This is a genomic window from Zestomonas carbonaria (assembly GCF_904061905.1).
GTDB lineage: Bacteria > Pseudomonadota > Gammaproteobacteria > Pseudomonadales > Pseudomonadaceae > Aquipseudomonas > Aquipseudomonas carbonaria.
In genome coordinates, this window is sequence record NZ_CAJFCI010000081.1 from 1 (window position 1) to 13,978 (window position 13,978).

General features: G+C 66.0%; 11 protein-coding genes. 7 read left to right on the top strand and 4 right to left on the bottom strand.

Annotated features, from left to right (window positions below):
* Positions 1 to 210: 210 nt before the first annotated feature.
* Positions 211 to 1,140, bottom strand: coding sequence for a LysR family transcriptional regulator (locus PSEWESI4_RS22540; protein ID WP_187673478.1), 930 nt, complete (start codon positions 1,138 to 1,140; stop codon positions 211 to 213).
* A 370-nt stretch (positions 1,141 to 1,510) separates the two neighbouring features.
* Between PSEWESI4_RS22540 and PSEWESI4_RS22545 the strand changes: the two genes are divergently transcribed.
* The 7 genes from PSEWESI4_RS22545 to PSEWESI4_RS22575 all read left to right on the top strand — a co-directional run bounded on the left by PSEWESI4_RS22545 (position 1,511) and on the right by PSEWESI4_RS22575 (position 9,389).
* A complete protein-coding gene (locus PSEWESI4_RS22545; protein ID WP_187673479.1) occupies positions 1,511 to 3,901 on the top strand; it encodes a TonB-dependent receptor in 2,391 nt (796 codons plus the stop codon).
* Between the two features lie 23 nt (positions 3,902 to 3,924).
* Positions 3,925 to 4,827 (top strand): TauD/TfdA dioxygenase family protein, encoded by a 903-nt coding sequence (locus PSEWESI4_RS22550; protein ID WP_187673480.1) that lies wholly within the window; start codon positions 3,925 to 3,927, stop codon positions 4,825 to 4,827.
* A gap of 95 nt (positions 4,828 to 4,922) precedes the next feature.
* Positions 4,923 to 5,813 (top strand): TauD/TfdA dioxygenase family protein, encoded by an 891-nt coding sequence (locus tag PSEWESI4_RS22555; protein ID WP_187673481.1) that lies wholly within the window; start codon positions 4,923 to 4,925, stop codon positions 5,811 to 5,813.
* 376 nt (positions 5,814 to 6,189) lie between these two features.
* Positions 6,190 to 6,978, top strand: coding sequence for an energy transducer TonB (locus tag PSEWESI4_RS22560; RefSeq protein ID WP_187673482.1), 789 nt, complete (start codon positions 6,190 to 6,192; stop codon positions 6,976 to 6,978).
* A 41-nt stretch (positions 6,979 to 7,019) separates the two neighbouring features.
* Positions 7,020 to 7,733: a MotA/TolQ/ExbB proton channel family protein gene (locus PSEWESI4_RS22565; protein WP_187673483.1), complete on the top strand. Its 714-nt coding sequence runs from the start codon at positions 7,020 to 7,022 to the stop codon at positions 7,731 to 7,733.
* A gap of 1 nt (position 7,734) precedes the next feature.
* Positions 7,735 to 8,136 (top strand): ExbD/TolR family protein, encoded by a 402-nt coding sequence (locus PSEWESI4_RS22570; RefSeq protein WP_187673484.1) that lies wholly within the window; start codon positions 7,735 to 7,737, stop codon positions 8,134 to 8,136.
* Positions 8,137 to 8,429: 293 nt separating this feature from the next.
* Positions 8,430 to 9,389, top strand: a complete 960-nt coding sequence (locus PSEWESI4_RS22575; RefSeq protein ID WP_187673485.1) for an OmpA family protein — start codon at positions 8,430 to 8,432, stop codon at positions 9,387 to 9,389.
* 452 nt (positions 9,390 to 9,841) lie between these two features.
* On the opposite strand, the gene cobA is transcribed toward PSEWESI4_RS22575, so the two are convergent.
* From cobA to nirD, 3 genes are all read right to left on the bottom strand, one after another.
* Entirely contained in the window at positions 9,842 to 10,576 is a 735-nt protein-coding gene (gene cobA, locus PSEWESI4_RS22580; RefSeq protein WP_187673486.1) for a uroporphyrinogen-III C-methyltransferase, read from the bottom strand.
* Between the two features lie 12 nt (positions 10,577 to 10,588).
* Positions 10,589 to 13,306, bottom strand: coding sequence for a nitrate reductase (locus tag PSEWESI4_RS22585; RefSeq protein ID WP_187673487.1), 2,718 nt, complete (start codon positions 13,304 to 13,306; stop codon positions 10,589 to 10,591).
* A gap of 213 nt (positions 13,307 to 13,519) precedes the next feature.
* Entirely contained in the window at positions 13,520 to 13,846 is a 327-nt protein-coding gene (nirD, locus tag PSEWESI4_RS22590; RefSeq protein ID WP_187673488.1) for a nitrite reductase small subunit NirD, read from the bottom strand.
* Between the last annotated feature and the right edge of the window lie 132 nt (positions 13,847 to 13,978).

Here is a 13,978-nt window from a genome sequence, read left to right on the forward strand (position 1 = left end):
GCAGCAGGGGGTGGGGGTTGGTTCGTTTGGCGACTGCCAATTTACCCATTTCCCTGACTGTCAACTCGCTCTTTCCCCTGAGTCCGCGAAGAACCTTTTATTGGGTCCCCGCGTTCGCGGAGATGACGAGGTTGAGGCCCGCGCTCGCTCTCTCCTCCGTCTTCCCCGCGAACGCGGGGACCCAGAAAGCAACCGGGCGTCCCGCCACTTCTAGGCGGTCTTGATACCCGTCAGCGCAGCCGCCCCGTCCACTTCGACCAGCGTCTCGATCATCGCCCGTGCTGCCGGCGACAGGCGGAAGCCGGTGCGACTGACGATGCCGCAGCGGGCGAATAGCTGGTCGAGGTTCTGCGGCAGGTTGCGCCAGTGCAGGTGGACTAGGTCGCCCCGGTCGATCGCCGCCTGGAAGGCTTCCGCCGTGCCGATGCCGATGGCGTCGGTCTGCTCGACGATCCGCCGCAGGGCGTCGTAATGCTCGGCCTCGATGCTCGGGGAGAAGTCGATGCGTCCGCTGAGGTTCGCCAGTACCTTGCGCACCCCCGGCGGGATCAGGGTGGCGGCCAGCGGGTAGGCGAACATGTCGTTGGTCGACAGGCTTTCCTTGGCCAGCAACGGGTGTCCGGGGCGGCAGAAGAACAGGCCGCGCTTGGGCGTCAGCGGTTGGGTCTGGAAGTTCGGGTCGGCCTCGAAATGGCGGATGTCGGCGACGAAGAATTCGATTTCCTCGCGACTCAGGGCGCGGCCGAGCTTTTCCCAGTTGTCGACCATGAACGCGGTGCGCACGCGCGGATGGCGGTTGATGAACTGCGCGACGGCATCCGGCACCAGCCTGACCGCCGGCGCCGGGCCGCAGCCGAAGCGCAGGTCGCCAGCGTCCAGCTTGGTCATCTGGTTGATTTCGCTGACCAGGTTGGCGGCCCCCTGTACCAGGCGCAGGGCGTGTTGCAGCACCAGTTGGCCTTCCGGCGTGGGGCGCAGGTCCTTGTTGCCGCGATCCACCAACTGGCAGCCGAATTCCTGCTCAAGCCCCTGGATGCTGCGGCTGAACGCCGGTTGGGTGATGCCGATGGCATCGGCCGCGCGGACGAAGCTGCGGTGTTCGAGCAGGGCGATGAAGTAACGGAGTTGGCGCAGATCCATGATGCTTTCCCGGCATTGAAAAAATAGGGCGAAGGTATTTGCCCGTCCCTGGGTGCTGGTTTTAAATGCAGGCTCTTATTCCGTCAATAAAGCTTATTTTTAATTATTAGATTTATAAGGAATAAGTTTATGGCCTTGCATCCGAGGGGATATCGCCAATGAACAACACCGCCAACCTACCTGTCCGGCAGTACCGCAGCGCGACCGCGCGCATGTGTCGCTGATCCTTCCGCGCGCCAGCCCATGAGCTGGGCCGGTTCCGCCGGTCATCGCGCCCACCGATCCACACGTTTTTTCAATGCCAGGTCTGCTGGCGCGGGTTCGTTTTGCCCGGCGTTCTGGCGCCGGGATGGGGATGAAAAGGAAAACCATGAGCACGCAACGCAAATCGATCGACCAGCGCTTCCGCCCACGGATTGCCCGCCCGCTGTCCTTGCGCAGGCTGGCCGCGCCGGATTACGCCCTGACCCTGCTGCTGGCGCTGGGGAGCGCCTGGAGCGGCGGCAATGCCTGGGCCGAGGAAGTGGCCGGGGAGGAGGGGGCTTCTCTGGAGTCCGATACCCGCCTGAGCAAGGTCACGGTCACCGCCCGCCGCCGCGAGGAGGATGCCCAGGACGTGCCGACGCCGATCACCACCTTGAGCGGCAACACCCTGGAGACGCAGAAGATCCAGCGGGTGCAGGACCTGCAGCAGGTGCTGCCGAGCGTCAACGTCGCCTACGTGCATGCGCGCCAGTCGAGCATCGCGGTACGCGGCATCGGCAACAATCCGGCCAGCGACGGCCTGGAGGGCAGCGCCGGGGTCTATCTGGACAACATCTACCTGGGCCGTCCCGGCATGGCGGTGTTCGACCTGCTGGACATCGAGCAACTGGAACTGCTGCGCGGCCCGCAGGGCACCCTGTTCGGCAAGAACACCACCGCCGGGGTGCTCAACATCAGCACCCGCAAGCCGACCTTCACGCCGGAAAGCAGCATCGAGTTTTCCGGTGGCGAGCGTGGCTACTTCCAGGGCAAGGGCAGCGTTTCCGGCCCGCTGACCGAGACCCTGGCGGGGCGCCTGTCGGCCTATCGGACCCGCGAGGACGGTTTCATCGAGAACACCTTCAACGGCGACGACCTCAACGGCGGTGTCCGCGAAGGCGTGCGCGGCCAGTTGCTGTTCGAGCCCAGCGAGGACTTCAGCCTGCGCTGGATCGCCGACTACAACGCCGAGGATTCCGACTACGGCACCATGGTGGTGTACGGCGCGCCGGACCGGTACTGGGATCGCGCGGCCCTGGCCGGCGCCTCGCCGCACCGCGACCCGGACGACAAGAAGGTCAACATCGACAGCCGCCAGCACGTCAGCGTGCACCAGGGCGGCACCTCGGTGGAGGCCAACTGGCGGTTGAGCGGCGGCTACAACCTGACGTCCATCAGCGGCTACCGCTACTGGCATTTCACCCCGGCCAACGACGAGACCCTGAATGTCTCGGCGATCCGCAACACCGGCGTGGAAGTGCATGATCGCCAGTTCTCCCAGGAAATCCGCCTGGCTTCGCCCACGGGCGGCGCCTTCGACTATGTGCTGGGCGCCTATCTGTTCAAGCAGGACCTGGGCAACAAGAACTTCACCCACTTCGGCGACCGCGCGGACCTGTTCCTGCTGGGCGCCGACCTGAATGCGCTGAATGGCGTCAGCACCAAGACCAACGGCAAGATCGACACCAACAGCTACGCGCTGTTCGGCCAGGGCACCTGGCATGCCACCGACCGGCTGGACCTCACCGTCGGCCTGCGTGGCACCTACGAGGAGAAGGAGGCCAAGGTCGAGCGCTTCGCCCCGGTCGGTGGGGCTCCGGTGGCGGGCTTGCCGGCGGCGATCCGGCAGGGCCAGACCGGCGCCTACGCCACCGGCGACCTGAACCAGTACAACGCGGCGCCGTCCGGGCTGGTCGCCCTGAGCTACAAGTTCAGCGACGACCTGCTCGGCTACGCCAGCCTGTCCCACGGCGAGAAGTCCGGCGGGGTCAACCTGGCGGTCGGCAGCGCGCCGACGGCGGGGGCGGAGTCGCTGCTGGTCGGTCCCGAACGAGCCAACGACGCCGAGCTGGGTTTCAAGAGCACGCTGTTCGACCGGCGCCTGCAGCTCAACGCCAACCTGTTCTGGACCGGTATCCACGGCTACCAGGCCACCACGCTCTACCAGATCCCCGGCACCATCAATCTTGTGCAGGTGCTGGCCAACGCCGGCAGCGTGCGTTCGCGTGGCGTCGAGTTCGAGGCCACCGCGCTGCCGCTGCGCGGCCTGACCCTGAACTTCAACGGTTCCTATAACGACGTCACCTACCTGTCGTTCAAGGATGCGCCGTGCCCCGGCGAGATCGCCACCGTGCCCGGTGCGCCGACCAGTTGCGACCTGACCGGTGAACGCGTGGTCGGCGCCTCGAAGTGGATCGGCAACATCAGCGGCGAATACAAGTGGCAACTGGACAACGGCATCGAGCCGTACCTCACCGCCAGCTACTCCTACCGCTCCGAGGCCGAAGGCACGCTGGACAACTCGGACCTCTCGAAGATCGACGGCTACGGGCTGGTCAACCTGGCGGCGGGTATCCGCAGCGAGCTGGGCGACGGCCTGCTGGACGCCTCGGTGTGGGTCAGGAATGCCACCGATACCGACTACTACCTGGCCGCCTTTGCCTACCTCAACGGCGCCTACAGCGCATCCGTCGGCCAACCGCGCACCGCTGGCCTGTCCGTGCGTTACGACTTCTGACCACCCCACAGAGGGCTTACATCATGAGCAATGCCGCATTAGCCGTAGAACAGAACGCTGTCCTTGAGATCCATCCTGTCGCTGGCCGTATCGGCGCCGAGATTCGCGGAGTGAAGCTTTCCGCCGACCTGGACGCCGCCACCGTGGAGGCCATCCAGCAGGCGCTGGTGCAGTACAAGGTGATCTTCTTCCGCGACCAGACCCACCTCGACGACCAGGGCCAGGAGGCCTTCGCCAAGCTGCTCGGCGATCCGGTGGCGCACCCCACCGTGCCGGTCCGCGATGGCACCGCCTACGTGCTGGAGCTGGATGGCGCGCAAGGCCACCGGGCCAGTTCCTGGCACACCGACGTGACCTTCGTCGATGCCTACCCGAAGGCTTCGATCCTGCGCTCGGTGGTGGCCGCCAAGGCCGGCGGCGACACGGTGTGGGCGAATACCGCGACCGCCTACGACGACCTGCCGGCCGAGCTGCGCGAGCTGGCTGACAAACTCTGGGCGGTGCACAGCAACGAGTACGACTATGCCGGCGTGCGCCCCAACGCCGACCCGGCGCGCCTTGAGGAATACCGCAAGGTGTTTGCCTCCACCGTCTACGAGACCGAGCACCCGGTGGTTCGCGTGCACCCGGTCAGCGGCGAACGGACCCTGCTGCTCGGCCACTTCGTCAAGCGCCTGAAGGGCTTTTCGCAGGGCGACTCGGCGCAGTTGTTCAACGTCCTGCAAAGCCACGTGATCCGCCTGGAGAACACCGTGCGCTGGCGCTGGCGCGAAGGCGACGTGGCGATCTGGGACAACCGCGCCACCCAGCACTACGCGGTGGACGACTACGGCACCCAGGATCGAGTGGTGCGCCGCGTGACCTTGGCCGGCGACGTGCCGGTGGGCGTCGACGGCCAGCGCAGCCGCACCGTGCGCAAGGGCTGAGGCCGGTCGTGGGGTGGATGTCATTGTGCACATCCGCTCTTGCGAGCCGGGCCTTGGCCGCCCCACATCCAACCCAATCACCAGAGAACCCCGTCATGTCCCAATCCGCCACCGCGCTCCGCCAGGAGCCCGACACCTTCGCCATCACCCCGCTGGACGCGCCGCTCGGCGCCCGCGTCAGCGGCCTGGATGCCCGCCAGCCGCTGAGCGCCGACCAGGTACTGGCCCTCAAGCAGGCGCTGCGCGACCACCACATCCTGGTGTTCAGCGGCCAGAAACTGAACGACGGCCAGTTCCTCGACTTCGCCACCTGGTTCGGGTCGGTGTTCCAGCCGCCGGCCGATATCCCGGTGCTGTCTTCCGGCTCCGACGGCAAGGCGCCGCAGATCGTCCGCGTCGCCAACCACGACGAGGGAGAACTGGGCAGCATCGCCTTGCCGCCCCACAGCGACCACCACTGGACGCCGGTGCCGTCGGCCGGCTCGCTGCTCTATGCCCTGGACGTGCCGTCGAAGGGCGGCGACACCAGTTGGTACAACTTGGCCCTGGCCTACGAGACCCTCGACGAGGAGACCAAGCACGAGATCGATGGCCTGCGGCTGATCAACTACAACCCGTTCATCCGCCTCCGCCAGGGCGGCTACGGCGGCGCCCACGTCACCTACCGAACGCCGGACATCGAGCCGATCCAGGGCACCGAGCATCCGCTGGTGCGCGTGCACCCGGAAAGCGGCAAGCGCCTGCTCTATCTCAGCGTGGCCACCGAGGTGGAAATCCCCGGCTACGACCCCGAGCGCGGCAAGGCGCTGATCGCCCGGTTGCGGGAACACATCGGCCAGGAGCGGTTCTTCTATACCCACAAATGGCAGGTGGGCGACATCGTCTACTGGGACAACCAGGCCACCCTGCATGCGCGCAGCGCCTTCGATCCACGGGAGCGGCGCGATCTCAAGCGGATCAGCCTGGCCGGTAGCCGGCCGTTCTAGGGCGATGGCGTTCCCGGATTGCACCCGGGCTACAGGAGGGGAGGCAAGCCAGATGAGCCGCCTGTCGAGAGACAGGCGGCTTTTTTGTCGAGGTGCTGTTTTTCCATGCCTTTTAGGCATTTTTCCAATGCCTTCTTGATCATCGAATAAATAAGTCATTTAAAAACAAATAGATAGAGAACTTATATTCTTTTTAGATATTACAAAATCAATAAAAATTACTTTATGAGATAAAAGCTGCCGCCAATCATTGTCCTCACACCCGGCAACCGCTCTGCGATGGCCCTTTCAAGCCTCCGGAAGGCTGCCGGCTCCACTGTCACCGCCGTGACCCTGTCAGGGCGCGGCGCAACAGGTTTCTTCGAGGAGTTTTTCGATGGGCAATGCACAGAGCGCAGCCAGCGCCCAGGAGTTGTTCTGGCGTGAGGCGCCAAGTGCCGATCTGGTTGGCATCGGCCGACCGCACCGAGAACCGCTGGGGCGCGACCGCCAGCATCATGTCCGTCCGCAGGGTGCGCTGAGCCGCCGTGAAGGCCTGTTGCTCGGCGCCTTCGCCCTGGTCCTGCACGGCGCGGTGATCTACTGGCTGAGCCAGCGTCCCGAGCCGGTGCTGCCGGAAGTTCCGGTGGAGATTCCGCCGATGACCATCGAATTCACCACGCCGGCGCCGCCGGTGATCGAGCCGCCACCGCCGGAGCCGATTCCCGAGCCGGTGGTGGAACCGCCGCCACCGCCACCTCCGGTGGTCGACGAACTGGCGACCAAGCCGCCACCGAAGCCGAAACCCAAGCCGAAGCCCGCGCCACCTCCGCCGCCCAAGCCGGTCGAGCCGCCGCCGGCGCCGCCGAAGGAAGTCGCTCCGCCGCCGCCCGCGCCGGCCCCGGTCATACCGCCCTCGGCCAACGCCGGCTACCTGCGCAACCCGGCGCCGGAATACCCGTCGCTGGCCCAGCGCCGGGGCTGGGAAGGCACCGTGCTGCTGCGCGTCCATGTACTGGCCAACGGCAAGCCGAGCGATATCCAGGTGCAGACCTCCAGCGGCCGCGACGTGCTCGACCAGGCCGCGATACGGGCGGTCAAGCGCTGGAGCTTCGTGCCCGCCAAACGCGGCGACGTCGCCCAGAACGGCTGGGTCAGCGTGCCGATCGACTTCCGCCTGAATTGAACGAACAGACATTCATTTCGCTGAACACAGAGAGACCCGACATGAACCTACTGGCATCCCCACTCGAATCCATCGAACACGCGGTCATCTGGCTGCTGATCGGCTTTTCCATCGTCACCTGGGGGCTGGCCCTGCTCAAGGCCGTGCAGTTCGGTCGCCTGAAAGGCCAGGATCGCAAGTTCCAGAAGCTGTTCTGGAGCGCCTCCAGCCTCGACGGCGCCGCCGAGCTGACCAACGCCCAGCCCGGCGCGGTGTCCCGTGTGGCCCAGGCCGGCTTCGGCGCCATCCGTATCCAGGACCACGGCCAGGGAGACCTGAGCCAGGCGATCAACCACCAGGACCGCCTCGAACGCGCCCTGCGCCAGCAGATCCAGCGTGAGCGCCGCTCCCTGGAGTCGGGCCTCGCGGTACTCGCCTCGATCGGCTCGACCTCGCCGTTCATCGGCCTGTTCGGTACCGTGTGGGGCATCATGGAAGCGCTCAAGGGGATCAGCGCGGCCGGCTCGGCCAGCCTGGAAACCGTGGCCGGGCCGATCGGCGCGGCACTGGTCGCCACCGGCGTGGGTATCGCCGTCGCGGTGCCGGCGGTGCTGGTCTACAACTATTTCCTGCGCCGCCTGAAGCTCAACGCCGCCGATCTCGACGACTTCGCCCATGACTTCTACAGCCTGGCGCAGAAGAGCGCGTTCAAGCTGATCCAGCTCCCCACCGCCAAGCCCGCCGCCGGCGCGCAGAAAGTGAAGGAGGCGTCCTGACATGGCCTTTTCCACCCAAGACAGCGATGAAGTGCTGAGCGAGATCAACGTCACCCCACTGGTGGACGTGATGCTGGTGCTGCTGGTGGTATTCATCGTCACCGCGCCGCTGCTGACCAACGCGATCCCGATCAACCTGCCGAAGACCGAAGCGGTGGCGCCTCCCGAACAGAAGGACCCGCTGGTGGTGAGCATCGACGGCGAAGGCCGGTTCTTCATCAACAAGGACGAGGTCCAGCTGGACCTGTTGCAGAGCAACCTGGAAGCCGCCAAGGCGGAGGACCCGGAACTGCGCGTGCAATTGCAGGCCGACGAACACGTCGACTACGGCCAGGTGGCCAAGGCAATGGCCTCCATCGAGCGGGCCGGCATCACCAAACTGGCGGTGATCACCGCACGCTGACCGGACGCGCACGGATCGTTCCGGTCGGTTCGTCTTCGACCGTCCTTCTTCAGGCAGGGGAAGGGCGGTCTTTTTTATTATGATTGGCCATTATTGACCTTGTGTTCCTAAGTTGGAACTTCCAACGTTTTCAAGGTACTAACCTGCGTAGTGGCAATATGCAGGCGTGTGGTGCGATCAATAAACAATTGAATAGCGTGACTCGCTATAACGGCATATGTCTACTATCGTTCTACAGGTCCACGTGTTTGACACTCCGACCTCGTATACAAGCCAACTGGGGATATTTAAGGATGAAACTGAAAAACACCTTAGGCGTTGTCATAGGTTCACTGATCGGAAGTCTTTCGCTCAGCGCACTGGCCCAAGGCCAAGGTGCAGTCGAGGCGGAAATTTTCGGTAAGCGATACTTCGAAGACAGCACTCGCGATTTCGACGAGGGCAACTTGCTGGGTGGCTCTCTCGGTTACTTCCTGACCGAAGACCTGGCACTCGTGCTTTCCTATGGCGAGTACCATGACATCCGCGGCGATGTCACCAACAAGGACATCAAGGGCAGTTCGACCGGCCTGGATGCCGTCTACCACTTCGGAGAGCCCGGCCCGGGCCTGCGCCCCTACCTGTCGGGCGGTGTCGCTCACCAGAGCATCGGCCAGGCGGCACGAAGCGGACGTGACCACACCACGCAAGGTGTTCTCGGCGCCGGTCTGAAGTACTACTTCACCGAGCACTTCTTCGCCCGCGCGGGTGTGGATGGTCTCTACAACTTCGACCGTGGCGATACCGAGTGGCTGGCCGGTGTCGGCGTCGGTGTGAACTTCGGCGGCACCAAGCCGGCGCCGATCGTTGCCGCACCCGAGCCGATCCCGGAGCCGGAACCGGTCGAAGAGCCGCCGCAGACCGTTCGTGTCGAGCTGGACGTGAAGTTCGACTTCGACAAGTCGGTGGTGAAGGAAGAAAGCTACGGCGACATCAAGAACCTGGCCGACTTCATGAACCAGTACCCGCAAACCTCCACCGTGGTGGAAGGCCACACCGACTCGGTGGGTACCGACGCCTACAACCAGGCGCTGTCCGAGCGCCGCGCCAACGCGGTCCGCGATGTACTGGTCAACCAGTACGGCGTGGGTGCCGAGCGCGTGGATTCGGTTGGTTACGGCGAGTCCCGTCCGGTGGCGGACAACGCCACCTCCGAAGGTCGTGCGATCAACCGTCGCGTGGAAGCGGAAGTGGAAGCCCAGGTTCAGCAGTAAGCTGCTGGTGCTTCAGGAAGAACCCGGCCTCGGCTGGGTTTTTCTTTGCCTGCTTGGCACGGTGTGGGCGGGTTTTTCTGGATTCCCGCGTGCGCGGGAATGACGGAGCTGGCGGAGCGCACGGTGTCTCTCCCGCCATCCCCGCGAACGGCGTAGGGTGGATGTCGCTCTTTACATCCACCGGAGATGGTGGAAAACGCTTCGCGGTTTTCCACCCTGCGAGACGGGACGGAGCCGGCGGAACACACGGTGTTTCCCCGCCATCCCCGCGAACGCGGGGACCCAATAGACACGTAGGGTGGATGTTGCTTTTTACATCCACCGATGATGGTGGAAAACGCTTCGCGGTTTTCCACCCTACGAGGCTGGGACGGAGTCGGCGGAGCGCGCGGGATTTCCCTTGTCATCCCCCCGAATGCGGGGACCCAGAAAAACGGCAAACCGCAGGGTGGTCAGGCGCTTTGCGCCAGGGCTGCCTGCCCGGTGGCGGCGACTTCGCCGATCATCAGGATCGCCGGGCTTTTCAACTGGAAGAGGGCGGCATCCTGCTGCAGGGTGGCCAGGGTGCTGCGGCATTCGCGCTGCTCGGGCAGCGAGGCGTTCTCGATCATCGCCACCGGCATGTCGGTGCGCATGCCGCCGGCCAGCAGGCTTTCGCGTACTTCGCCGAGCTTGGCCACGCCCATGTAGATCACCAGGGTGGTACCGCCCTGGGCCAGCGCGGCCCAGTTCAGGCTGCTGTCGTCCTGGGTGTGGGCGGTGACCAGGGTCACGCCACGGGCGATGCCGCGCAGGGTCAGGGGAATGCCGCAGTTGGTGGCACCGGCCAGTCCGGCGGTTATGCCGTTGACCATCTCGACTTCGATACCGTGCTGCGCCAGCCAGTCGGCTTCCTCGCTGCCGCGACCGAAGATGCACGGGTCGCCGCCTTTCAGGCGCACCACGCACTTGCCCTGGCGGGCGTAGCGCAGCATCAGGCGGTGGATGAACGCCTGCGGGGTGGAGCGGCAGCCGCCGCGCTTGCCCACCGGCACCACCCGCGCGTCAGGGCAGTGTTCCAGCACGGCCGGGTTGACCAGGTCGTCGATCATCACGATCTCCGCCTGGCGCAGGGCCTTCACCGCCTTGAGGGTCAGCAGTTCCGGGTCGCCGGGGCCAGCGCCCACCAGCCAGACTTTTGCGTTCATATCGATTTCTCCTCACAGGGTGGTGGAAAACGCTTCGCGGTTTTCCACCCTACGGTCTAACAGGCGTTTGATTTCCGGGACGCAGGAGCCGCAGCTCGTGCCGCACTTGAGGTCGCGCTTGAGGCCGTCGAGGTCGAGGCCACGGGCGATGCCGTCGCGGATCGCGCCTTCGCTGACGTTCATGCAGTTGCACAGGGTCTTGTCGGCCTGCTTGCCGCCGCCGGGCGGGGTCGATAGCGGGGCGAGCAGCCAGCGGCGCAGCTCGGCGTCGGCCCGGCCTTCGTTCCACAGTGCTTTCAGCCAGTCGCGGGCGGCGGTTTCGCCGGCCAGGCGGATGCTGACGATGCGTCCGTCCTCGATACGCACGCGCTTGCCGACAGTGCGCCGTGGGTCGTCGTAGGCCAGCACCGGACCTTCGTCGACGCCGAGCAGCGCGTCGATGCGCGCCAGCAGGCCAGCGTCCGGCGCGACCGGGCTGGCGGCCTTGATCACCAGGGCGGGGCGTTCGCGGCCGGTGAGGGCCAGGCTGGCATAGGCGAAGTTGTCGAACAGCGGACGCAGGGCGGTGAAGCGCTGCTGCACGTCGCCTTCGACCAGGGCGAACAGTTGCCAGGGCAGCTCGACTCTCTCGACCTCGATGCCGGCGTGCTTGAGTTCCGGCTGGCGGGACAGCGGGTCGAACGCCGGCAGGGTCAGGATGTTGGTGCCCAGGCCCTTGAGGAAGCGGTTGCCCCAGTGCATCGGCAGGTAGGCCTGGCCGGGGCGCACGGCGTCGTCGGCCTGCACCGGGAGGATCAGGCTGCCGCGTCGGCTGCGCACCCTGGCCAGTTCGCCGGGTTGCAGGCGACGCCGGCGCAACTCGTCCGGGTGCAGGCCGAGCACGGCTTCCTCGACGTGGCCGAACAGCCGTGCGGCGGTGCCGGTGCGGCTCATGCCGTGCCACTGGTCGCGCAGGCGGCCGGTGTTGAGGGTCAGCGGGAAGCGTGCGTCGCGGCGCTCCTTCGGCGCGCGGTAGACGTCGGCATGGAAGCGCGCGCGGCCGCTCTCGGTGGCGAAGCGGCCGTCGCCGTACAGGCGCGGCGTGCCCGCCGTGGCGCCGGCCGGAAACGGCCATTGCTGGGGACCCCGGGTGTCGAGGATGGCGTAGCTCAGGCCGGAGTAGTCCAGGTCGCGGCCGGCGGTGAGCGGCTTGTATTCCTCGAACAGGGCTTCGGGGCTGGCGAAGTCGAACAGGCTGGGCAGGCCGGGGCGTAGACGTTGTTCCAGGCGGCGGGCGAAATCGCTGGTGATCGCCCAGTCCGGCCGCGCCTCCGCGGGCGCTGGCACGGCGCGGCGCACATGGCTGATGCGGCGCTCGGAGTTGGTCACCGTGCCTTCCTTCTCGCCCCAACTGGCGGCGGGCAGCAGCAGGTCGGCGTAGTGGCAGGTCTCGGTGGTGAAGAAGGCTTCCTGCACCACGACGAAGGGGCAGGCGGCCAGGGCTTCGTGGATTTTCTGCTGGTCCGGCAGCGATTGCGCCGGATTGGTGCAGGCGATCCACAGCGCCTTGATCCGCCCGTCGCGCACCGCCTCGAACAGTTCGATGGCGGTCAGGCCGGTGCTTTCCGGCAGCCGCTCGACGCCCCAGTGGGCGGCGACTTCGGCGCGGTGTCCGGCGTTGGCCGCGTCGCGGTGGCCGGGCAGCAGGTTGGCCAGGCTGCCGGTTTCCCGGCCGCCCATGGCGTTGGGCTGGCCGGTCAGCGAGAAGGGCCCGGTGCCAGGCCGGCCGATCTGTCCGGTGGCCAGGTGCAGGTTGATCAGCGCGCTGTTCTTGGCGCTGCCGGACGAGGACTGGTTGAGGCCCATGCACCACAGCGAGAGGAAGCCCGGCGCCTTGCCGATCCACTCGGCGGCCAGCAGCAGGTCGGCCTGGGGGATGCCGCAGATATCGGCGACGGCGACGGGCGTGTAGTCGCGCACCAGCGTCTTCAGTTCGTCGAAGCCTTCGGTGTGGGCATCGATGTAGCGGCGGTCGATCCAGCCTTCCCAGAGCAGGATGTGGAGGATGCCGTGGAACAGCGCCACGTCGGTGCCGGGCAGGATCGCCAGGTGCAGGTCGGCCAGTTCGCAGGTGTCGGTGCGGCGCGGGTCGACCACGATGATCTTCATGTCCGGGCGCTGGGCCTTGGCGGTTTCCAGGCGGCGGAAGAGGATCGGGTGGGCATAGGCCATGTTGCTGCCGGCGATCAGCAGGCAGTCGCTCTGCTCGATGTCTTCGTAGGAGCAGGGCGGGGCGTCGGCGCCGAGGCTGCGCTTGTAGCCGACTACCGCCGAGGACATGCACAGGCGCGAATTGCTGTCGATGTTGTTGGTGCCGACCAGGGCGCGGGCCAGCTTGTTGAAGGCGTAGTAGTCCTCGGTCAGCAACTGGCCGGAGATGTAGAAGGCCACGCTGTCCGGGCCGTGTTCGCGGATGGTGTCGGCGAACACGTTGGCGGCGTGGTCGAGGGCGCTGTCCCAGTCGCTGCGGCTGCGCGCCAGGCCCTTGCCCAGGCGCAGCTCGGGATACAGGCCGCGAGCGTCGAGGTCGCCGGTCAGGTGCAGGGTCGAACCCTTGCTGCACAGCTTGCCGAAGTTGGCCGGGTGGTTCGGATCGCCCCGTACGCCGAGGATCGTCTCGCCGTCGTGCTCGATCAGCACGCCGCAGCCGACGCCGCAGTAGCAGCAGGTCGAGGCGGTGGTCTGAGTCATGAGTCAGATTCTCCGTTGCAGGAGCAACCGTCTTGTCCCGGCATCCTCTTCTGGATTCCCGCGTTCGCGGGAATGACGAGGTGAAGGGCAATATTGCAGCTCAATCGTCATCCCCGGGAACGCGGGGACCCAAAACGCTGTAGTTCGCAGGGTGGACGACGCTTCGCTTGTCCACTGCAGCGGTGGCGTGGCGGGTGGAAAAGCCGGCGACGTTCATGCGCATGCGGCCATGCTCTTGAGCGCCAGCAGCACGCGGCCGTTCTCCACCTTCACGTCGTGGCGGTGGGCGCAGCCGACGTCCGGGGCCACGGCTTCGCCGCTCTCCAGTTCGATCTGCCAGTTGTGCAGCGGGCAGGCCACGCGCTTGCCGTAGATCAGGCCCTGGGACAGCGGGCCGCCCTTGTGCGGGCAGCGGTCGTCAAGGGCGAAGACCTCGTCGTCCGAGGTGCGGAAGATGGCGATGTCGCCCTTTGGGCCGGCGACGATGCGTGAGCCGAGCAGGTTGATGTCGTCGAGGGCGCAGATGTCGAGCCAGGTCATGTGGGTGTCTCCAGAATTCGGTGGTGGCGTTCTTCCCTCTCCCCAGCCCTCTCCCGCAAACGGGAGAGGGAGCAGGCCGTGGCACGGTGGTCAGGCCTGAGTCACCCCTCGCCCATTTATGGGAGAGGGGCC